24 protein-coding genes are annotated in these 22505 nt (G+C 43.8%); 14 read left to right on the forward strand and 10 right to left on the reverse strand.

The window, feature by feature from the left end; all coding sequences use genetic code 11:
• Positions 1 to 10 precede the first annotated feature (10 nt).
• Positions 11 to 1234, reverse strand: coding sequence for a site-specific integrase (locus FFF34_002635; GenBank protein TSD66317.1), 1224 nt, complete (start codon positions 1232 to 1234; stop codon positions 11 to 13).
• Positions 1235 to 2183: 949 nt separating this feature from the next.
• Between FFF34_002635 and FFF34_002640 the strand changes: the two genes are divergently transcribed.
• The 14 genes from FFF34_002640 to FFF34_002705 all read left to right on the forward strand — a co-directional run bounded on the left by FFF34_002640 (position 2184) and on the right by FFF34_002705 (position 14691).
• Complete coding sequence (locus FFF34_002640) at positions 2184 to 3404, forward strand: serine hydrolase (protein ID TSD66318.1); 1221 nt, start codon at positions 2184 to 2186, stop codon at positions 3402 to 3404.
• Between the two features lie 407 nt (positions 3405 to 3811).
• A complete protein-coding gene (locus tag FFF34_002645; protein TSD66319.1) occupies positions 3812 to 4987 on the forward strand; it encodes a hypothetical protein in 1176 nt (391 codons plus the stop codon).
• A 19-nt stretch (positions 4988 to 5006) separates the two neighbouring features.
• Positions 5007 to 5360: a hypothetical protein gene (locus tag FFF34_002650; GenBank protein ID TSD66320.1), complete on the forward strand. Its 354-nt coding sequence runs from the start codon at positions 5007 to 5009 to the stop codon at positions 5358 to 5360.
• 9 nt (positions 5361 to 5369) lie between these two features.
• On the forward strand, positions 5370 to 5798 hold the full coding sequence (locus tag FFF34_002655) for a DUF2147 domain-containing protein (protein TSD66321.1): 429 nt from the start codon (positions 5370 to 5372) through the stop codon (positions 5796 to 5798).
• 19 nt (positions 5799 to 5817) lie between these two features.
• Positions 5818 to 6219, forward strand: a complete 402-nt coding sequence (locus FFF34_002660; protein TSD66322.1) for a hypothetical protein — start codon at positions 5818 to 5820, stop codon at positions 6217 to 6219.
• Positions 6220 to 6228: 9 nt separating this feature from the next.
• A complete protein-coding gene (locus FFF34_002665; protein TSD66323.1) occupies positions 6229 to 6786 on the forward strand; it encodes a helix-turn-helix transcriptional regulator in 558 nt (185 codons plus the stop codon).
• Between the two features lie 89 nt (positions 6787 to 6875).
• Positions 6876 to 7604 carry a heavy-metal-associated domain-containing protein gene (locus FFF34_002670; protein ID TSD66324.1) on the forward strand — a complete coding sequence of 243 codons (729 nt, stop codon included), beginning with the start codon at positions 6876 to 6878 and terminating at the stop codon, positions 7602 to 7604.
• Between the two features lie 85 nt (positions 7605 to 7689).
• Positions 7690 to 8184: a DUF3347 domain-containing protein gene (locus tag FFF34_002675; protein TSD66325.1), complete on the forward strand. Its 495-nt coding sequence runs from the start codon at positions 7690 to 7692 to the stop codon at positions 8182 to 8184.
• A 170-nt stretch (positions 8185 to 8354) separates the two neighbouring features.
• Entirely contained in the window at positions 8355 to 10478 is a 2124-nt protein-coding gene (locus tag FFF34_002680) for a copper oxidase (protein TSD67942.1), read from the forward strand.
• Between the two features lie 111 nt (positions 10479 to 10589).
• Positions 10590 to 11504 carry a helix-turn-helix domain-containing protein gene (locus FFF34_002685; GenBank protein TSD66326.1) on the forward strand — a complete coding sequence of 305 codons (915 nt, stop codon included), beginning with the start codon at positions 10590 to 10592 and terminating at the stop codon, positions 11502 to 11504.
• A gap of 97 nt (positions 11505 to 11601) precedes the next feature.
• Complete coding sequence (locus FFF34_002690; protein ID TSD66327.1) at positions 11602 to 11931, forward strand: hypothetical protein; 330 nt, start codon at positions 11602 to 11604, stop codon at positions 11929 to 11931.
• Positions 11906 to 12772 (forward strand): hypothetical protein, encoded by an 867-nt coding sequence (locus tag FFF34_002695; GenBank protein TSD66328.1) that lies wholly within the window; start codon positions 11906 to 11908, stop codon positions 12770 to 12772. The genes FFF34_002690 and FFF34_002695 overlap by 26 nt, the downstream gene beginning before the upstream one ends.
• 69 nt (positions 12773 to 12841) lie before the next feature.
• Positions 12842 to 13765 carry a DMT family transporter gene (locus FFF34_002700; protein TSD66329.1) on the forward strand — a complete coding sequence of 308 codons (924 nt, stop codon included), beginning with the start codon at positions 12842 to 12844 and terminating at the stop codon, positions 13763 to 13765.
• A 119-nt stretch (positions 13766 to 13884) separates the two neighbouring features.
• Positions 13885 to 14691, forward strand: coding sequence for an alpha/beta hydrolase (locus tag FFF34_002705; GenBank protein TSD67943.1), 807 nt, complete (start codon positions 13885 to 13887; stop codon positions 14689 to 14691).
• Positions 14692 to 14810: 119 nt separating this feature from the next.
• On the opposite strand, the gene FFF34_002710 is transcribed toward FFF34_002705, so the two are convergent.
• The 9 genes from FFF34_002710 to FFF34_002750 form a co-directional block, all read right to left on the reverse strand.
• Positions 14811 to 15635, reverse strand: a complete 825-nt coding sequence (locus FFF34_002710) for a CPBP family intramembrane metalloprotease (protein ID TSD66330.1) — start codon at positions 15633 to 15635, stop codon at positions 14811 to 14813.
• On the reverse strand, positions 15632 to 16486 hold the full coding sequence (locus FFF34_002715) for a CPBP family intramembrane metalloprotease (protein TSD66331.1): 855 nt from the start codon (positions 16484 to 16486) through the stop codon (positions 15632 to 15634). The genes FFF34_002710 and FFF34_002715 overlap by 4 nt, the downstream gene beginning before the upstream one ends.
• Positions 16483 to 17097 (reverse strand): DUF4386 domain-containing protein, encoded by a 615-nt coding sequence (locus FFF34_002720; GenBank protein ID TSD67944.1) that lies wholly within the window; start codon positions 17095 to 17097, stop codon positions 16483 to 16485. Before FFF34_002720 ends, FFF34_002715 begins: the two co-directional genes overlap by 4 nt.
• Before the next feature lie 74 nt (positions 17098 to 17171).
• Positions 17172 to 18587: a hypothetical protein gene (locus FFF34_002725; GenBank protein ID TSD66332.1), complete on the reverse strand. Its 1416-nt coding sequence runs from the start codon at positions 18585 to 18587 to the stop codon at positions 17172 to 17174.
• Positions 18588 to 18601: 14 nt separating this feature from the next.
• A complete protein-coding gene (locus tag FFF34_002730) occupies positions 18602 to 19276 on the reverse strand; it encodes a PorT family protein (GenBank protein TSD66333.1) in 675 nt (224 codons plus the stop codon).
• 84 nt (positions 19277 to 19360) lie between these two features.
• Positions 19361 to 19957, reverse strand: a complete 597-nt coding sequence (locus FFF34_002735; GenBank protein ID TSD66334.1) for a short chain dehydrogenase — start codon at positions 19955 to 19957, stop codon at positions 19361 to 19363.
• Between the two features lie 13 nt (positions 19958 to 19970).
• Positions 19971 to 20873 carry an NAD(P)/FAD-dependent oxidoreductase gene (locus tag FFF34_002740; GenBank protein ID TSD66335.1) on the reverse strand — a complete coding sequence of 301 codons (903 nt, stop codon included), beginning with the start codon at positions 20871 to 20873 and terminating at the stop codon, positions 19971 to 19973.
• Positions 20870 to 21082, reverse strand: a complete 213-nt coding sequence (locus FFF34_002745; GenBank protein ID TSD66336.1) for a hypothetical protein — start codon at positions 21080 to 21082, stop codon at positions 20870 to 20872. Before FFF34_002745 ends, FFF34_002740 begins: the two co-directional genes overlap by 4 nt.
• A 78-nt stretch (positions 21083 to 21160) precedes the next feature.
• Complete coding sequence (locus tag FFF34_002750; protein ID TSD66337.1) at positions 21161 to 22477, reverse strand: serine hydrolase; 1317 nt, start codon at positions 22475 to 22477, stop codon at positions 21161 to 21163.
• Positions 22478 to 22505: the final 28 nt, after the last annotated feature.

Raw genomic sequence — 22505 nt, forward strand, 5'->3', positions numbered from 1 at the left:
GTGATTGTTTTTATATTGACGCTAATTTTTGGGTGAGGCTGGCCATATCCTGGCTGACTTTCATATCTAATATCTTGGCATAATGTTGCGTGGTTTTGATATTGGTATGCCCGAGCATTTTGGATACGCTTTCGATCGATACGCCGTTAGCGAGGGTAACCGTTGTTGCGAAAGTGTGTCTTGCGATATGATAGGTAAGCTCCTTAGTTATTCCACAGGCATCGGCTATTTCTTTGAGGTAGCTGTTCATTTTTTGATTGCTCAGTACAGGTAGGAGTAAACCGTCATTTGAACATTGCGGATGATCTTTGTATCTATTCATCAACTGGATGGCCGGAGGGAGTAGGGGAATATTAGACGCAGTATCTGTTTTCTGCCTGCTAGTGGAAATCCATTCTTTGCCGTCAACACCTATAACGATCTCTGAACGCCTGAGTTTTTTAACATCCGCATAGGCAAGGCCGGTGTAACAGCTGAACAGAAAGATGTCGCGCACCTGCGCTATGCGGTCGCTAACCAGCTGCTTACCGGCCATACGGGCCAGTTCTTCCGCATTCAGGAAATCTCTTTTGACTTCTTTTACTTTTGGTTTGTATTTGCTGAAGGGGTCTTTATCCAGCCAGCCGTTCGCCAAACAGATCAAAATGATCTTTTTGAAGTTCTTCAAGTACTTGACGGTCGAGTTATTATTGCAATTTCGTTCTGACCGCAGGTAGAAATCATAAGCCATAACGAATTCATGATCTATGCTGATAATGGCGATATCGCTTAGTTTATATTTCCACATCAGGAAATCTTTGGTATGCTTTAAGCTGGTCTGGTATCGGTCATAGGTGCCTTTTGAAAATTCTTTACCGAGCAGCGCCTTTACTTCGGCATTGTGCTGTTCGAATATGGGCACGAGCATTTTTTCCCGTAAGACATTTTCTTTGCCAAGCAATACGCTCTTAAGGTTGGTCGCAGTTAGCGGCATTTTTTTGTTTATCATCGACTGATGCGCCTCATAAACCTGGTGCTCCAATGTTTTCAGGTAATCATTAAGCGAACGGGTATGCTCACCTGAGCCGGTTAATTTTTGTGCGGCGGTACTCCATTTGGATGGAATGACCTGCCGTTTAGAGGAGATTTCGATGCGTTGTCCATCAATGGTGATGCGTAAATAAATAGGGGCGGTGCCGTCGGCACTGATCTTCGAACTCTTTACGTAAAAGAGCAGAGAAAAAGATTTGTTCATAATAGGTCGCTTTAAAGTGGATAAAATTAGTTACTTCCTAAGCTATAAATCAAGATGTTTAAATACTGAACATCTTGATTTATAGCACTTTATAAGCTTTCTGGTGACCTGATGGTCTAGATGCGTTACAGGTCACCAATAGGTCACCAGAAGAATGCGATTTATTGAATATTTTGGGTAGGTCTTAAAACAAAAAACGCCTTAAATGATGCATTTAAGGCGTTTTTGAATTGTTTGATAGGTTATCAGCGGAGAGCTAGGGATTCGAACCTAACGCTTATTCCGCTGAATAACAGTATTTTAATAGGAAGCTGATAATTGACTCACCAGCTACTCACCAGTTTTTAGGGTTAATTGCAAACCTCAACAAATATACAAATCTTTTTTAAGTAACCTCATCCAGTAAAGCGACATTCGGATTAAGTTTAAATCGTAATGGCTGTTGCTCCAAAAATGTAAGTTGAAGGTTACACCATATCTGCCACGAGTTTTAAACTCACGGCAAGAGCTGAAAGGAAGCATTTCTAAAATCTCTTAAAATGAACGCAAATATTGTATTATTTACCGATGGTAATGAACTTAATAATATTGTATATCAATGGCCAAGTACTCGTTTCTAGAAACAATGAAACTTTTTTGTTTTTCAAAATTTAACTCAATAAATCAATATCTGATTTTGAAGTATTGTTTTAAAATATGATTTCTGGATCAATCTTTCTAAGGTTAGGTTAAATCGATTCGGATCTGCAGGGCAGTATTTATCATCGTAAAGAGGATCTCCCGGAACTGGATATCCTCGCACCTGAAAAGATCGGTGACATCCCTAACCTAGGTTATGATCTGATTATTGTGGACAGTTAGCATCACCTCTAGTAAACAGGTCAACATAATAACTATTCTTCATTGTATCGTTGATTTTCAGAAGATGTGTTTTGTCTGCATCTGACACTTGCCTGTCTCATCAGTAGGTGGTTTTAGCAGCATTTTTGCAGAATTAATGCGTTTTATGAAAAATTCACTGATCTTTCCAACCTTACTTTCTTTGCTTTTTACAGGTATCCAAGCATGCGGCCAGTCGTCAAAAAGTTCAACTCAATACCATTACACGGCACCGCAGTATAATTTTGACAGCCTCTACACAGGAAATGCTGCTGATGTGGGGATAGATTCTTCCGCTATAAGGCGTGTAACCCGCCTCATTTTAAACGACAGTATTTCAAACGTACACAGTATGCTTATTTTTAAGAATGACAAACTCATATATGAACAATACTTTGCAGGGAAAGATCAGAAGCATGGAAAGAAACTGGGGCTTATTGATCATAGTGCGGACCAACTTCACGACTGCCGCAGCATTTCCAAAAGCGTAGTACCTGCTTGTGTAGGTATTGCGTTGAAACAGCAGCTCATAAAATGCATTGATGACTCCATTGGAAGATACTTTCCGGAAATAAAGGACAGCCTTATGAGAACGATAACAGTAAGACAGCTGCTGACAATGACATCAGGTTTGAAGTGGAGGGAAATCGGGAGTTACGGCAGTTTCTTTAACAGTGAGACGCAGATGGATATATCTTTTAACCCGGTCAAATACATTCTTCACAGAGACATTACGGCCATTCCGGGAACGGAATGGAATTACAGCGCGGGCAACACTCAGCTGCTCGCAGAGATCATCTACCGGACAAGCGGGATGACGATAGATAAATATGCGGACAAGTTCCTATTTAAGCCGCTCGGCATTGATCGATATGAATGGGCAAATCTAACGTTCAGACATATTCCGGCAGCTGCCTCAGGACTCCGGCTTACGTCAAGAGACATGCTGAAGTTTGGCATGCTTTATCTTGATAGCGGAAACTGGAAGGGCAGACAAATATTAGACTCAGCTTGGGTAAAGGAATCATTTAGCTCATCTGTTAAGCGTCCGGATCTCAGTAGGTTTGGCATCCCTGCCGGTGGTTATGGTTTCCAGTTCTGGACATCTTCTTATTCCTTAAACAACCGCATGATCGATATCGCTGAAGCAAAGGGAAACGGCGGACAGTCAATATTCGTCTGCAGGTCGCTTAACTTGCTGTTAATCACTACAGGTGGAAATTATAATAAGGCGGACAGTAATCCATACGTTATTTTAACCAAATATATACTTCCAGCCGTTAAAGACTAATTTGGCTGCACAAACCCGCATCACCCACTCACCGGCCTTCGCTTAAAATGATACATGTCTAGACCTGACCTTTGCCTTTGCGGTCAACGTCAAAAGACAGCCAGTTAACTCAAAAGCTGCCCAAGCTGTATTCGGTTTTCCGGAAAGCCTTCTTGAAGGAAATGCTACATTATATTTCGGCCTTCCTCAAAGACAGCTTTCAGGCTGTAGTTAAACTGCTTCAAACAATCATTATCAATAAGATCAATCGATTTCCCCCCGGTAGCTCTGTAGCAAAATAGTTCAGGCTGTAGTAAAACTAAGAATACTTCGCGAAAAAGCAGAATGTTTCTGTCCGTATCCGACATGTGCTTGTCGCTAATGATGGCGAGAATGAGCGCACTTTTGTGAATATAATTTATAGCACAATGAAAAAATTAAAAAAGATTCTGATGATCACCCTACCAGCCATACTAGCGGTAGGTGGGATTTTATTTGTACTGCTACAGCCATTGCTGTCTTTTGCCCAGTACACGCCATATAGCGGCGACAACAAATTTGAAAGAAGACCTGCCTCCTACGACGGCTCCAGAAAAACAGTCATTATCGTGGCAGATAATAAGGTGACTGAGATGTTCGACATGCTTGCACCCTACACCTTGTTTAATCTAACAGGAAAGTTGAATGTTTTCATCGTTGCAAAAGAAAAATTACCGATCCGTATAAAAAAAGATCTTTTTGTTCTTCCCCAATTTACTTTTGCGGAAATAGATTCCTTAAAAATACCGGCGGATGTAATTGTATTACCGGCAACTTCAGCCCGGGACGAGAAGCAGGATCCTGTTGTCATGTCCTTTATCAAAGCCCATTTCACAGATTCAACCCGTATGCTTTCCGTGTGTGACGGTGCATCCACGGCGGCAGCAACAGGTTTTTATGACGGCCTGCCGATTACCTGCCATGCGTCCGATATCAACCATATGAAGGATCATTTTAAAAAGCCGGTTTGGGTTCAAAATATGAACGTGAGTCATACCGCCAATCTGTACAGCACTGCAGGAGTATCCAATGCTGTGGAAGGAGCGTTGACTATAATCAGGGATATGATCGGTGAAAATACCATGAAAGCGGTTGCGGACAGCATCAGTTATCCTCACAGCGGTATAAGTGTTTCACACAAAAGCATCCCGCTTAAATTCGGCAATTATCTTACCATCATTAATAAAGTCATCTTTCGCAAAAACAGAAAGATAGGCCTGGTGATAGACGACGGAATTAACGAATTCGAAATGGCAAGCGTTCTCGATACTTATGCAAGGACTTTTCCGCGCTCGTTTTCAGCTATAACCACGTCCGACAGTACGGTTACTACAAAATACGGCCTGACACTCGTTCATACAGGCGGTAGGTCCGAAACCAAACTTGATGAAATTCATATTATTGGCACTGCCTCTGATTTAAACGGCGTAGTACCGGCAGGCGCTGAAATCATCCGCTATGATTTTAAAGGCAGTTACCCTATCGAAGTATGCCTTAAGCGGATAAAAGAAGTCTATGGACCCAAGTTCCACAACGCTGTTAAGCTTACCCTTGACTATAATTAATCAAACTCAGAATAACATCATGAAAAAAATTATTATGATCGCCTTTTTACTGATCGGCGCAAAAACCTCTTTTGCACAGAGCGACAGCACAAAAGTTGAACAATACTGCCAGATTATAGCGACACCTAAATTTCTGAGCAATAAGGTCAGCATTGACATTGATTTTGGCGAAGAAAAAAGCTACTGGCGTGATACCCGCCTGAAAAACTATTCCGGCAATGTGCGCAAGTTCAACACCATCATTGATGCGCTGAACTTTATGGGACGCGATGGCTGGATATTCATCAATGCATTTCCCGTAACAGGCGGTAATACAGTTATTTATCACTTTGCATTTCGCAAGGTTTTTGCCAGAAGTGAACTTAATTACTAATTAAATAGCATGAAAACATTAAAATTTAATTTATTTTTTTTGCTGTCCATAACCTGCAGCAGCACGGTGTTCGCACAGACCTACCAGGCGGCAGCTGACAAAATCCTGGGGATATACTGGTCCCCAAAGAAAGATGCCAAAATAGAAATCTACAAAACAGGTAGCCATTATTTTGGTAAATCCATCTGGGTTGCAAGCCCGAGGCAGGATACTGAAAATCCTGATCCGTCTTTAAGGTCAAGGCAGGTGTTAGGGATCGACCTGTTACGCAATTTTATTTATGAAGATGAAGGTTATACTCAGGGGAAAGTATATGATCCGGAAAGCGGTAAAACCTATGACTGCAAAATGAAACTTAACGGAGATTATCTGAAGATCCGCGGTTATATAGGACTTTCCCTATTCGGCAGGACAGAGGTTTTTAAACGTATAAATTAACTTATTCGCTGTACATATCATGAACGCAATTATTATAGGAATGGTCACCGGCCTTGCAGCCATTTTAACCATTAATCTGCTGAAGCAGTTCAGCACGTCGCTGGTTTATGCCCTGGTGCTTTCAGGTATTGGATACCTGTATGTGGGTTTTAACTGGAGCGATACGCTTTTACTGGCAATTTGTACGGTTCAATCTGTTATTTTCCTTCTGATTGCCTGCTATGGTGCTCAGAGAAGCATGCTTATCCTTGCTTCGGGATATTTTCTACACGGTATCTGGGACCTGTTGTTTGACCTTTTTCCCAATACCGGCTTAATGCCGCCGCATTATGACTTGTTCTGCTTAACGATAGATTTTACAATGGGAATTTACCTGGTGATTCTTCACTACAGGGCGGAAAAGACCGTTTCATCTTTGTAAATTTGACCCATGAACCTTTATATCAAAAATATGGTTTGCCTCCGCTGCATCAATGCAGTTGGACAAATTCTGAATGAAATTCAGGCAGACCCTGTTTACATTCGTTTAGGCGAAGTATTGCTGAAGGAACCTTTAGACAGCTCCCGGTTTAATATGCTGGACGCGGCACTGAGACAGCTGGGTTTTGAGCTGCTTGATGACAGCCTGAAGCAGCAAATCGATAAAATTAAATCTGTCATCATTGAACATGTGCATTACCGCGAGGATGAAAAATTCCTGTTTTCCGAAGTTCTTGCAGATTTGCTGCACAGGGAATATTCGGTACTCAGTAAGCTTTTTTCAGAAACTGAAGGCATTACTATAGAACAGTATGTCATTCTACAGAAAATAGAGAAAGTGAAAGAACTCCTGGCATACAAGGAAATGAACCTAAACGAAATTTCCTTTAAACTGAACTACAGTAGTGTGGCGCACTTATCCGCCCAGTTCAAGAAAGTTACCGGACTTACGCCAAGCCAGTTTAGAAATCAGCATACCCATCTGCGCAAATCGCTTGACCAGATCTGATCAGCAATAGGATATAAATACTACCCTGAATTGTATAAATACCGGTGGCCGGCTCACCGGTATTTTTGTGTCATAAAAAAAAATGAATCATGACACACACTTATAAAATTTCCGGCATGACCTGTAAGGGCTGTCAGGGCAAAGTAGAAAAGATCCTGCACGCCATTCCAGGCATCAAAGGGGTGGAAATTGACCTTCCAGCCGGTACGGCCCACATAACGATGACTGCGCATGTTTCCATCGACACCTTGAAAGCAGCATTCCGTGATTACCCGAGGTACGAAATCAACGAAAATATACCACAGCCAATTTCGGTAATGGACGAGGCCGCCGGCAGAAGCTGGTTTGAAACCTATAAACCGGTCATCCTCATTTTTATTTATATAACTGCTATTTCAGTCCTGCTCTCTGTTGAACAGGAACATTTTAAGCTGCTGAAGGCTATGCGGATCTTTATGTCCGGATTCTTTCTCACATTTTCTTTTTTTAAGCTCCTTGATCTGAGAGGCTTTGCAGACAGTTACCGCATGTATGATCTTTTAGCACGGAAGTTTCCGGTCTGGGGTTATTTGTATGCTGTTTTGGAATTGCTGCTTGGCATTACCTTCGCCGTTAATTTTCTTCCGGTCTTATCAAACTGGGTCAGCCTTGTGGTCTTGTCCGTAAGCGTCGCCGGCGTTTTGAAAAGTGTTTTAAACAAGCATGCAATTAAATGTGCCTGTCTCGGTTCCGTGTTTAACCTGCCAATGAGTACCCTGACAATATTTGAGGATGCACTAATGATCACCATGAGCGCTTTAATGCTTTTTCTGATGTAAAGACCGGTCATGACGATGTCTGTATCTGACGTTTTTATGTCCTCGCCATGGCTTTCAATCCATTTACTTTTAACCCATTGATTTTATGAAAACTTTACAAACTCTTATAGCAATTATTCTTATTACTTCGTTCCAGGCAAAAGCGCAAAAAGCAGGCGTTAGCACGGTTCAGTTGCTCAACGCATATTATGAGGTAAAAAATGCACTGGTCAGGTCCGACAACAGCCTAGCTGAAGAAAAAGCATCGGTACTTGCCGGATTAGCCGCAGATCTTGAAGTAAAGACTTCACAGGCTGATAAAACTGCAGGTGTTAAAATAATAGTAAGCAGGCTTATCTCCGATGCCCAGTCGGTAGGCCTGACAAAAGACCTGAACAGGCAGCGCGCAGGTTTCGCTGCTTTATCCGCTGACATCTACAGCCTTGCCAAATCTCTGCCGCTTTCTGACAAACCAATCTATCGTGTATACTGCCCGATGAAAAAAAGTTACTGGCTGTCAGCTGATCCGGCGATAAAAAATCCTTATTACGGTACCGCTATGCTCACCTGCGGAAAAGTCTCCGAAACGATCAATCCCTAAAAAATCATATTCTGATGAAAACTATCTTCTCTTTCTTAATCTGGCTTTTATTACCGGCACTTGCCTTTAGCCAGGAAGGCGGCATGAACATGCATGGCAATAACATGCAGCCATCACCATCAAAAGAGCAAACTTCAGCGGGTGAAAAGCAGATGCCGGAGGCTGGAAGCATGGTTATGAATATGCAGATACCGGAACGCCATCTGCCGTTTTATCAGAAAGTCGGTAATCGCGTGATCTATCACCTGTATATAACCGATACAACGGTAAATTATACCGGAAAGAAAAGGCCGGCAGTAGCGATCAATGGAAGTATTCCTGCACCGACATTAACCTTTACAGAAGGAGATACAGCTGAGATATATGTCCATAACCAGATGATGATGGAAACTTCTATCCACTGGCACGGCCTGATACTGCCAAACCGGTATGACGGCGTTTCTTACCTGACCACTGCACCGATTCTGATGGGCGAAACGCATTACTATACTTTTCCGATCGTGCAAAATGGCACTTACTGGTATCACTCTCACACGATGAACCAGCAGCAAAGTGGGATGTATGGTGCCATCGTCATTCACAAAAGGAAAGAACCGCTGACAAAGGAATTTACGCTATTGCTCAGTGACTGGACAGATGAGCATCCCGATCAGGTGGAAAGATCCCTGCATAATGCTACAGACTGGTACGGAATACGTAAAGGCAGTACTCAAAGCTATGCTGAAGCTGTTCGCAGCGGCCATTTTAAGACTAAACTCATTAATGAATGGAAAAGAATGGCTGCCATGGATGTCAGCGATGTTTATTATGACCATTTCTTTAGTAACGGAAAACCGTCTGCATCTGCGCCGGAATTTAAATCCGGTGATAAGGTCAGGCTCCGGGTGATTAATGGTAGTTCCTCTACATATTTCTGGCTGCAGTACTCAGGCAGTAAAATAACCGTTGTGGCCAATGACGGCAAGGATGTTGAGCCGGTAGACGTTGACCGGCTGATCGTAGGTGTATCCGAAACCTATGATGTCATTGTAACCATTCCGGATAGTAAAAGTTATGAGTTTCTGGCTACTGCCGAAGACCGTACGAAATCCACTTCACTGTGGCTCGGCAGCGGACCAAAGGTTAGTGCCCGGCTGCTTGGAAAGCTAAAATATTTTGAGGGAATGAAGATGATGAACGATATGATGAAGATGAACGGCGATATGAACGATATGGGCATGAGTATGAGCCTTCAGCAAATGGATATGAATACCGTAATGTATCCCGAGACCGCTGACACCAGCCGGCAGATAACAACCCTGAATTACAGCATGCTCCGGGCGACTGAAGATACAAGACTTCCCGCCGTTCCGGTAAGGGAGTTTCACTTTAACCTAACAGGAAATATGAACAGGTATGTGTGGTCGGTCAATAACAAGACTGTATCGGAAACCGATAAGATCCTGATCAGAAAAGGTGAGAACATTCGGATTATTATGTATAATGGGACTATGATGCGGCACCCCATGCACTTGCACGGCCATTTTTTCCGGCTGATCAACGGACAGGGTGACCGTTCACCGCTGAAGACGGTTACCGATATCATGCCGATGGAAACAGATACACTGGAATTTGCGGCGACTGAGAGCGGCGACTGGTTCTTCCATTGCCACATTCTTTATCATATGATGGCAGGAATGGGCCGTATTTTCAGCTATGAGAACAGCCCGGCAAACCCTGAAATCCCTGATCCGGCAGCGGCAATCCGTAAAATATATGCGGATGACCGCAAATTCTACCTGATGTCTAAAGTAGGATTGGAAAGTACAGGCAGCGACGGTGAAGTAATGCTTGCAAATACCCGCTATCAGTTTCAAACGGAATGGCGCATAGGACTGAACAATAAAGATGGTTATGAAACAGAAAGCCACTTTGGAAAATATCTGGGACAAATGCAGTGGCTGCTGCCCTACGTAGGCTGGGATTTCCGCTACCGCAGAGGTGATAAACACGAAAAAAATTTATTTGGACAAATCAGCGATGTGGACCGGCGCAGCGCGTTTTGTGCGGGTATAGAATATACACTTCCGTTACTGGTCAAAGGTGATGTAAGATTCGACACGTACGGAAAGATCAGACTGCAGCTTGCGAGGGAAGATGTGCCGGTTTCAAAAAGGCTCCGGTTTAATTTCATGGTCAATACGGACAAAGAATACATGGCAGGCCTTAAATATGTCGTTACAAAATATTTTGGCATCTCTTCTCATTATGACAGTGATATGGGTCTTGGCGCTGGTATCACGATGAATTACTAACTGCTTGTCCGTATTTCGGAATTAAAAAACACCTGTCTGTTTACGACAGGTGTTTGTCTGTGTTTTTGGATGTGATCAGCTTAATTTTGTGAAATAATCTTAATTTCAACCATGAGAAAAATCGCTTTTATCATACCGCCGAATGTCGAAATATTAGACCTGGCCGGTCCGGTTCAGGTTTTTACAGAAGCCAGGTTTTACGGCTTCGAAATTGATCTTGAGTATTTTACTTTCGGTGCTGATCCTGTATCAAGCTCAGGACTCGGGTTCGGTAAAATTACTCATTTTTCAGAAGCCGCATTAAAGGAAGGCGATTTTATATTTGTCCCCGGAATGGATTTTGACTATGTCAGCAGCATATCCTTCAATGGAGAACGCCATTTTTTCAACTGGCTTAAAGCCTGCTCTGATAAAAGAATAACCGTTTGTTCAGTATGCAACGGTGCCTTTGCTCTTGGCCGTGCAGGTCTGCTGCATAATACGGAATGTACAACGCATTGGAGACGAGTGGAAACGCTGCAGAAAGAGTTTCCGACTGCAAGGGTACTTGGTGAGATCCTGTTTGTAAAGAGCAATAATGTTTATACCAGTGCCGGCATCAGCGCCGGGATAGACCTTTCGCTCGCCATTCTAGAAGATCTTAAAGGTCCGCTGTTTACACATAAAGTTGCGCGCGGCCTCGTCGTCTACCACAGGAGAAGCGGCAAGCACCGTCAGCAGAGCATTTACCTTGATTACCGTAATCATATCAACCCGCAGGTACACGAAGTCCAGGATTACCTGATCGATAACCTTTCAGAAGAAAATAACATTGATACGCTTGCGGCACTGGTGAATATGAGCCCCCGCAATCTGAGCAGGGTGTTTAAGGAAAAAACCGGTTCTACAATTCTGGAGTATCATACGGCACTTCGCAAGGAGTTTGCCAGTACGATGCTGAATAACCCGGACTACACGATGGAATATATAGCTGCAAAATGCGGATTCAAAACGGCGAGACAGTTACAGCGGATTTTAAAAAAATGATTCCCGTCGAGGATGCTTTTTCGTCCTTATCTGACGGGGGATTGTCATTTTCAAGGCTGTCAAAAGGTGGACATTTGACTCATAATTTATAGTCAAAATGAAATTGTTAAATAACTCAGGAACAGCAGCAATAATGACTTGCTATATAGCAGCCGCCCTGCTCATTTTTACCGGCACACACCAGGCCGCCGCCCAGCCGGCTAACACCATGGTTAAAGATGATACGTCGAAACTTCCGGCTTATCATCGGTTCAAGCCGACGGCACTGATCATTGCAGACCCCAGATCAACAGAGATGTTCGATATGCTTGCCCCTTTCTACATCTTCAGTTCAACAGGAAGGATGAATGTGTTTATCGTTTCAAAGGAAAATACACCTGTACTGATCAAAAAGGACCTTTATGTACTGCCCCCAGCTTACGTTTAAGCAAGTGGATTCCCTGGGAATAACCGCCTCTGTAATCGTAATTCCCGCATTATCAAAGCGTAATGACAAGCAGGATCCGGCAGTTGTTTCTTTCATCAGGGATCACTATACCGGCAGCGCAAGGATTCTGGCCGTATGTGACGGCGCATCAACTGCCGCAGCAACTGGATTGTTCGATGGCAAACCTATTACCTGTCATGCATCTGATTTTGCAATGGTTAGTTCGTATTTCAGCAAACCTCAGTGGATCCAGGGGGTTAACGTTGCGCATAGTGGAAATCTTTACAGCACCGCGGGAGTTTCAAACGCGGTGGAAGGGAGCCTTACTGTGATAAATGATATGTTCGGCCGCGAAACTATGCAGGCTGCTGCGGCCATAATCAACTATCCTCACCCGGAGATATTAACTTCTCATCAGAGCATCGCCATAAAGTTTGATGACGAATTTAATGCCACCCTTAAACCGGTTAGCAGCCAGAACCGAAAACTCGGAATTTTTCTTCAGAACGGACTGAATGAGTTTGCTTTCGTAAGCATACTTGATACTTATGGCCGTTCATTTCCGAAAGTTATCAAAGGGTATACTGCGGACGGCCTTCCTGTTCAAACAAAATACGGCCTTACTATACTCAGTACAGGCGACAATGACCCCTCCAAAGTTGATGAGATCCATTTGCTGACTCCTCCTGAAGAAGCCGCCGTAGCCCGGTTTGGAACTGCAGTGCAGGTAAATTATGATCTGAAAGGGCAGTATCCCATAGAAACATGTCTGAAACGTATCAGTGAGCTTTTTGGTAGTCCTTTCCAGCTCATAGTCAAACAGATGCTTGACTATAATTAGGCAATTAATCCCTGCAATACTTGCCTCTGCCGTTATTGTACTTTACCTGACACCACCGCTAGCCCACGTATGTTGCCTGCTGAAAATAAAAATATTATTAACTGGACACTTTTCTGCCTGATTTTTCTGATCTGGGGGAGTTCATTTATCTTAATGAAGATCGCCCTTTTTGACAGTCACGGGGCGCGGCTGTTTACTGTACTTCAGGTTGCAGCGATACGCATCATTACAGCCGCAGCGGTTTTACTGCCAGTCGTTTATAGACAGTGGAAATGTGTTCCTGCAAATTTGACGGGCTACATCATTCTTTCCGGCATTGTCGGTACTTTAGTGCCTGCACTGCTGTTTTGTTATGCAGAAACAAAGATAGACAGCACGCTAGCAGGAACCTTAAACTCACTGACGCCGGTATTTACCATTTTGATCAGTGGGTTTTTTTTCAACGTCCGGATATTTAAATACCAGGTGGTTGGTATCATCCTCGGTTTTATTGGCGTACTGCTTCTTTTTCTTAGCAGCAAAAGTTCAGGAGAAAGTCAAATACTCGGCTGTGGTTTTATCGTAATGGCAGTCATATGTTACGCGGTGAATATTACCTTGATAGCCAGGCAACTGAAAGTACTGAGTTCCTTGGCAATTGTCGCTTTTTCACTGTTTTCCGTTGCCATTCCCAGCATCATTATGTTAGGTATGTCGGTTTTTTTTTCTTCGCCGCTTTCAGGCCGAAGTTATTTCCGCGGATGTATTGCTGCCGGGACACTAGGCATTTTGGGTACTGCTTTTGCATGGATCATATTTTATGAGCTCTCCAGACGCACAACTTCGATATTTGCGGCCACTGCCAGTTACGGGATACCGTTTATTTCTCTGGCTTGGGGAATATGGTATGGTGAAAATGTTTCGCCTATGCAGGTTGGAAGCCTATTGATTGTCATCCTGGCGATAATCCTTATCCGGTATGGTAAGCCTAATGGGAAATCGGCGACTGAATAAGCGCAGTCAGCCAAATACTTGATTAATATCTATTCTTGATGCGAGTTTTGTACTTAATAAATAAAATTATATAAAAATTGAAAAACAAGAACGCTTATAGAAAGGCCCTGATAGATAAAATGGGATGCGGCGTTGAGCAATGTGAGGTTACCATTGATTCTGTAAAAACAGCTTATCTATCCGCCGGGGCTGGTGATGCCGTCATTTGTCTGCATGGTGCCGGAGCCGGTGCGGTTACCTGGTATCCTTCAATCGCTTCTATTGCTAAAAAGTTTCGTGTGATTGCGCCTGACGTCGTCGGATACGGAGAGTCGGACAAACCGGATGCGTCTTATGACCGCCCTTATTTCTCAAGGTGGCTTAACGGGTTTCTTACTCAACTGGACGTCCCAGCGGCTCATATAATAGGACTTTCCCAGGGAGGGGCAATAGCACTCCAGTTCGCCATTGACTACCCAAAGAAAGTTAAAAGACTTGTCTTAGTTGACTCAGCGGGTTTGGGTGCGCAGGTTTCTTTCTGGCCTTTTGTCGGATTGATCTGGATGAATAATTTACCATCAGCAGCAGCTAATCGCTTTAATTCAAATTATATTCTGCACGATCCTGAAAATCGGGATCCGAACCATAGCAGATATTCGGTTGCCGTCGTTAAGGACCCGGGAGGAAAAAATGTATTCCGGCAAGGTAGGGGCTCTGCAGTGTCAAAAATACCCGAAGAATCATTACGACAAATAAGAAATGAAACACTTATCATTTGGGGGAAACAAGATAGGTTATTCAGTTTTATATATGGGGAGGAAGCAGCTAAATTAATTCCAAATGCCCAATTACGTTTAATTGATAATGCCGGACATCTGCCCTTGATTGATCAACCTCAAGTCTTCAATGGAATCCTGATTGATTTTTTATCTGAGGTACCAGAATAATATTTTTTCATTTAAAACATTAAATACATAATCGTATGCATTCAATGCTCCGGCAATTGGAATGTGAAGGTATCTCAAAAATTCTTACAAACTTTCTGACAGCAGCTGATGCAGTATTTTTACGGTAATTTCTTTTCACTGGGTTTTAATCTGTAAAGAAAAATAATAAACAGGATTACACAAGTCAGTCCCGGCAGGCTTGCTTCAAGGCCAAAATTACCCCCCGTAAGCCAAACCGGACCTGTGGAAAAGACAGGAATCAAAATGCTGGAACCGGCTTTGCCGCTTACGGAAAAGCCCAGCAAAGGTCCCTGTACCCAATTTGCCATAAGATGTATGCCGATTGCCACGGCAAGGCTTTTAAAACGGATCACCGCCAGGCCGAACATCAGCGAAGCAAAGAAAATATTAATACCTGCAAACGCTTTTGTGGCACCAGTCATGCCTGGATTATCAAGGTGGATCAACAGGAAATACCCACCGATAAGTATTTGGCCCGGCCATTCACCGATACTCGTGAGCAGCCGTTGAAAGATAAACCCCCGAAAGAGTGTTTCCTCAGCAATCGCCACGCTAAGATATATCAGGGTCACTTCCAATATGGATGATAATTCACAGGGTGCTGATTTCCAGTGAACCCAGCCTCCCGCGAATAAAAAAAATGCCGGTATTAACATTAGTGCCGCGCCAATTAGCAGCCCGGTCATATGAAGTTTCAGCCAGCGCCAGTTTATGCGCCCTGTGACCAGATGCACCGGCTCCTTACGCATCAGTTGGATGAGAACGGTGGTTACAACCGTGATCAGTGCCTGCCAGGGCATACTGATCTTAAAGTGGTATTCGGCGGAAAGCAAGATGAGGGGTAATGTGATGGCGGCAAGCAACAGGAAAAACACACCGATCCATAGCAAGTTCACCAATCGGGTTTTAACGGCCAAATTCATGCTCTTTCATTGAATTTGGCATAAGGTATTAGCTGGTTGTTCTTGATATTAAAATGCATCAGGAGTATTGCGGCGATCAGGCAGAAGATGGTCGCTTGAATGCTACCTTCAGGCCCGAAATTTCCACCGGTAATGAACTCCGGTCCCGTAATCTTTGTGACGAGTAAACTGCCGGTATATTCATTGCCCGAGGTAATTGCGCCAAAGATGCCCGACTGCACGAAGTTCCAGGCAAAATGTATACTTATCGGCAACCAGAGGCTGCGGGAATACATGTAAGCCGTGCCTAACAAGAGCCCGGCTTCGAGAGCAACGCAAGTAGCTGACACAAATGTAGCCGCCGGATTAAAAAAGTGCAAGGCACCAAAAATGATTGCTGATATCATTAAAGCGATATAGCTTCCGAGCCTTTCTTCCAGGATCCTAAAAAGTATGCCGCGGATCAGGATCTCTTCAAAGATTGCGCTTGTAAATGCCACCGTCAACGGTATAATCACACTGGTTACCGAATTGATGCCAATGACGTGAAACCCACTATTGAGGTATATAACGAAAATAGTAAACGATTGAATGACCATGCCGATCATTAAGCCCAGACCAACATTTCGGGGTAAGTTGCGTGCAGAGATCTCGGTGACCTTTCGTTTTTCCAGCCATTTGAAGAATAAACTATAGGTATAAATTACCGCTAAAGAGGCGGATATGCCTTTGAATAGGTTTCGGGATACCCTGCCTGTGCCTAAAAGTTCAAGCACCTTGCTGGCTATGTTTTGGACAAATATAAATGCGAATAAACAGGCCAAAAGGCCGAGCATTATCCGGCTAATCGGATGGGTCAATAGTTTTCTCATTGCTTGCCGTTTTTAAACCCTTTGATAATGAGGTATAGCCCAAGAGAAAATTCCCAGGTGGCAATGGGCAGCCCCATCATACCAGCCACGGGCGACAGTCTTCCCATAAACCCAAATAGGATAGCCGCCCATGAAATTAGCAGCAGCGCGGCGCCTACAAAACCGAGTATGGGCAATACGCGCGGGACAAGGCGGGATCGATATATTAAAAAACCCAGCAGCACTGCATTGATCGCCGATATCAAACTCTGCCCGATCAGGAACATCCGGTCATATAAAACAACCAGGGTTTCAGTATGCCGCAAGCTAACCGCGGCGAAAAGGAACGCGACCCCGACGAAAATTGTGCCTGCTTCCAGCGTGCGTGAGGCGATGAAGCCAAGTGCCAGCCCCTCATGCTGCATTTTTAGCACCGGGTATAAAGCAATAGCGGTACCCATGCCCGCCAGCGCTACGATGATCTCCAGAATACCACCGACCAATACAGCCGTATCAGCGCCTGAATAATTTTGATGATGTATCGGACTGTAAAGGACAATGGTCGGGATAGATATGAAGGTAAGCAGGTAGCAGATGCCAGCCGCCAGCGCGGTTTTACCATGCGGATTGATTGAAAAGGTATCCGTTTCTGAAATCGCGATACTAGCGTTATCTATTGTTTTCATAAATATAGTTTTTGATGTTTTCAACGAACTGGTTTAAGCTTAGCCACCATTTCTTTTGGAAACGCATCTTTGTGCACCATAACGGAGATCGTTTTCAAAAGCAGATAATCTTTAGACATATACACATAGCCTCCACAATCTGAACCTGCGGATGAATTTTTTGCGATATAGAACTTCTTTCCCTCTTTGTCTTCCGCCATCCCGATGATGTGCATGTTGTGATCATCCTGCGTGGTATAATTGTCAAAAGCGGTTTGTCTGGCCTGCTGCGTTATCTTTTCGTCTTTAGCCAGCCTGCAAAAACCGTCTTGATAGCCTTCGTGAATATCCCCATCCCAGCAAACTGAATAGTTATTCAAAAGTGCATGATCGATGATGGCCGTAAAGTCGTTTAGCGGCACGTTTAAATAGGCATTGCCATTCCAGTTCGATCCGATTTCCAAAGGGAATTTTTTATAAAAAGGGTGATGCGTATAGGAAGTCACCTCTACATAATCCTCAGGATCAATGCCTATATTTTCTTTGGCAAAAGATTTCGCTGTGTAGGACTTTCCCTTGTAGTCGAAAGCAGCAGGCGCCTTGGCCATTGTTTTATAGATAATTGCTGAAACTGCATTCCTGTATCCCTCCGGTGTCATTACCCCGCGGCCTTCATCTATAAAACGCTTTAACTTATCTTTTATAGCAAGTTCCATCTTGAGGTGCTCATGGATCGAGCGGCTGTCGATTTTACCGGAGTACACCACCTCCGGGATTGCGCCATAGGTTTTGTAAGCTTTTAAAGCGCTGAAAGTGAGGTCGCCTTCGTTGAAAGCAATATTGCCCTGCATCCTTACGTAGCGCTCAGCTTTCTCCATCAGGGTTGGTATCACGTAGAACATCGGAGAAAGCACGACAGGCTTCTTCCCAATCCGTATTGCTTCTGTTTCTATGAAAGATGTTGTGGCATGGCTCCAGCAGGTACCTGTGTTCTGCTGGTCCTTTGTGGGGGTACTTGCAATTAGTTTAAGTATTTTATACCCCTCAAATTTGGGATTCATCCTGCTTTTTAGCGTAAATACGTCGTCGGTCGGTTTTAAAGTCAAAGGGAATAAAGCGCCTTGTATCCAGTTGCCGCGAATCAACGAATCTCCGGGACTCAAAACACCTTTATACATGGAACCTTTTCCTAGTCTGGTGCTCAGGTCAGCAAACACGCTATCCTTTACTGTCCAAACAGAATCTATAAAGCCGTCTTTACTTAATTGCTCAGGAACATCAAAGGTTGAGGCATCAGTTTTATCTTTGAAATTGATTATGATCGTTAGCGTCGGCCCATTTGGAATAACCAGTTTACCGGACCATGAACCTTTTAAACGGTGCTGATCGTTACTTTGCGCATGAGTTGCGAGGCTTATAATCATCGTGGCAAACAACAGGAATAGGGGTTTTTTCATAATAATATTTTGTCTTAATTATTTTTGTGTGATGCGAAAGGATTCCTTTTCCAGGCTTTCGAAACGTGAATACTGACGATAAAGCTGCGGTTATACATTTCCTGGCCATTTGAAATATTAGTTAAGCCATAGTTATACCGGAGGTCAAGTGTGATCCTTTTTGTTTTCGTGTGGAAAGTATAGCCGCCGCCTGCCTGTAAACCGGCTTCAAATCGTTCAAAGCCGTTTGCAGATGAATCAAAAGTAAGGCCGCCGGTTTTATCATTGATATTCCGTGTGCCGTAAAAGTTATAGGCGATGGATGGCCCCGCGTTTAAGTGGAACTCACTGAAACAAAACCGGGCAAGTACAGGCAATTCGAAAGCATATAGGCGAATTGTTGAAGCCCGGATCGTTAAGGGGTTACTTTCTTTCAGTTTGCCGCCCTTGCCGGTGAAATACAATTCCGATACTAATGAGAATGCCGGGGTAATACCCGCCTGGAAGGAGGCACCGAGTTGGGCACCCAGAATAGAATTTTTATAATCGCTCAATTTGCTGTTTGCATCGCCATAATTCAGGTTCGTGCTGATTAGGTTAAGCAAAGGGTCTAAATAAGTTTTAGGTGTTTTAATCGTATCTTGAGCGTAGATCTGATTGCCGAAAAGCATCATGCTAAACAGCAACCCTTTAAGTAAATTTTTCATCATTTTAATTATTTCTTCAAAGGTCGCATGTCCAGCATGCTGATAGTTAGGACGATAACTAAGTTGTATAGGACATATCCGCAGTTGTTACCATGTTTTGATCACCTGCCCGGTATGCGCGCCGAATACACTTTTTCGGAAAGCGAATTCCAGCTCCCTCATCGTGGTCGGAATTTCACCTGGGAAATAAGGGAAATATTGGGGTGAATCCTCGATAACTGTCGGGCTGACCGCGTTGATGCGAATGCCGTTCTCCAGTTCAATAGCGGCAGCCCGTACAAAACCTTCTACTGCACCGTTGGCCGCTGACGCATTGGCGAAGTTCTTTTGCGGCTCTTCATTCAAGGCACCGGTGATCAAGGTAAACGAACCTTTCGGGTTGATATAATGTTGTCCTATAAGCACTAAATTGATCTGGCCCATCATCTTGCCTTCCACACCTTTCCAGAATTCCGCATCGCCCATTTTTGACCACGGGCCAACATAAGTCGGGCCTGCTGTACAAATAAGGGCATCGAATGCGCCAATCCGCTTGTACATTTTTTCAATAGATTCAGTTGAAGTAATATCCGCCTGGATATCGCCGTCTTTTGAAGAAATCCTGATCACTTCGTGTTCTTTTTCTAATGCAGCACTCAAATGCTGCCCCATGGTGCCTGTTGCACCAACAATAATGATTTTCATAATATGTTATAGTTTAAAATTCTGCTGTAATTAAAGTCTTACTGATATTCATGCCCGTTGTCGTTCCGGCGGCAACCGCGTTAGCCACTGTGCGTATTTTATTGATGTTGTCACCGCAGGCGAAAACTCCGGGTACTGAAGATTGATGAAAAGTGTCTACCTGGATATAACCGTCCTCCGTAAATTTGCACCCCATCATTTCAGGTAACTGGCATGCTTGCCTGAAATCACTGCGAACGTAAGCTGCCTTTAAAGGGGTTAAGGTACCATCTTTAAAAACTATTTCTTTGAGATTGCCAGCATACTGTTCCAGTCGCGCAATTTCCTTTTCTATCACGTTGATCTTGTGGCTGCGCAATTTGGTATTTTGTTCAGTTGTCAGGTATGATGGTCCATTGGTAAACATCGTCAGGTCATCGGTCCAATTCGTGATCAGTGATGCCAGACTTAACGCCGCGTCACCGTTCCCGAGAATCCCGGTCTTGGCATCTTTAACTTCATAGCCATGGCAAAAAGGACAATGTAATACCGATATCCCCCAGCATTCGGCCATTCCCGGTACTGCAGGCAATAAGTCATGAATACCCGTTGCGAATACCAGCTTACAGGCTACAAATGTTTCACCCGAAGCCACCTGTATCTCAAAGCCGTTCGCGGTTTTTATGCCCTTAATCGCAATGCCTTCAAAAAAGTTGATTGTTGGGTACCTTAAAACTTGTTGCCTCGCGATAGCAGCTATTTCAGTCGGTGTTGCCCCATCCCTGCTTAAAAAGTTATGAGATTGTGGTGTCTGCGCATTACAAGGTTTACCACTGTCGATAATCAGGACATGCCTCCGTGCACGGCCCAAAGCCATAGCAGCTGCCATGCCTGAATAGCTACCGCCAACAATAATCACATCAAATATCCGTATCATATGTTTTTAAATTTAGATGTGATCCAGTTAACGAAAGGTAAACCGGCAAATACGATCCAGGGTACTAATACCACAGTAAGCAGTAAGGTGCGCTGGTATAGGGGTAAAATGGCCATGGTCTGTCCGAATAAATGAAGGAATAGTGTAATGGACGGATAGATCACTAGCCATATTTTGAGCGCGGCGATCAGCTTAATTTTTGTGGTCATTGTATTAATGATTTGGTAAATACAAAGTTACCGGCGGCTGCTACCGCCGGATAGGACGAAAAATTGCTTGTGTAGGACTTATCTCAAATTCAGTTTATCACCGCGCCTGGTACTTAAACCTTCGATAATAGTAATCCTGTTGTCTTTAAAGGAAATGCGGATGTCATCGTCCTTCCGGAAAAACACATTCTTTTGATAAGCAAAGATCTCAGCCGGTGCCTGGTCATCGCGGCGGATATATAAACGATTGCCATCGCGGCTGATAACTGCCTGATCATTTGAATTGATCTCATAAGTGCCTGTATATGCTTCAGCTTCTTCGGAAGTCAGTGTGATCTCATCAAAGTAATGATAAGGCTGATTATACAGAATAGCAAGGATGGATTGCCCAATGGTCTCGATCTGGTGATTGAAGATATTGTTCAGGATAATTATGCAAACATCTTCTTGCTGAATACGGCCATAGTAGCTTGTGAATCCTAAAATGTTGCCTCCGTGCGATACTACCTTTTTGGCATAGATCGTATCGATCCAGCACCCTAATCCATAACCAGCCAAATACGGGGTAGTAGCTTTTTGTAAACTCTCGGCACTGTAAACCTTGTGGTTTAAAACGCCCCGGTGCCAGCGGTAAAGATCACCGACCGTGCTGTACAATGAGCCTGCGGAATAGGTGGCTGTCGAATCCCATATCCCTGATGGCTCTTTAATTTTTTCCGTATATTTGGCATAGCCGATTGCTTTATGGTCGTTTTTTACATGCACAAAGTCAAAGCCAGTATGGGCCATCCCCAGCGGTTTTAGGATAAGTTTTCGCACTGCCTGTTCATAGGGCAGGCCTGTTACTTTTTCAATAATTAAGCCCAAAAGCATATAGCCTGAGTTACAATAAGCATATCGCGTGCCGGGAGAAAAATCCAGAGGCTTATCTTTAAAAAACGCCAGCATCTTTTCTTTAGATCGGGGTTTGGTGCTCCCGTTAACAGCGTTCGTGTCCCGCAAAATTTCATAAATGCCGGAAGTATGTGTCAGCAGATGTTTGACGGTGATCTCCTTTCCACGTTTGAAATCCGGAAAGTACTTTTTTAGGTTGTCATCTATTGAGAGTTTATGTTGTTCAACAAGTCTTAGAATAACGCCGGCTGTAAATTCCTTTGTGGTGGAGCCTATTTGGTAAATTGTACCTAAAGTGTTCGGTATTTTTTTGGCCGCATCCTGGTAACCGAATGCCTTTTCATAAACGATCCGGCCATTTTTACAGACCAAAACCGAGCCGTTAAACCGGTTGAGATGGATCGCCTTTTCGATCAGGGAATCAATTTGACGTTCGTAACGCTGGGCATTGGCTGTTGAGGCCGCCAGCAGGCCGACGAGTACTATGATTAATTTCTTCATGCCCGCAAAGCTACAGGCGCAATCAACT

It is taken from the genome of Inquilinus sp. KBS0705 (genome assembly GCA_005938025.2).
In the GTDB taxonomy this organism is placed as follows: domain Bacteria; phylum Bacteroidota; class Bacteroidia; order Sphingobacteriales; family Sphingobacteriaceae; genus Mucilaginibacter.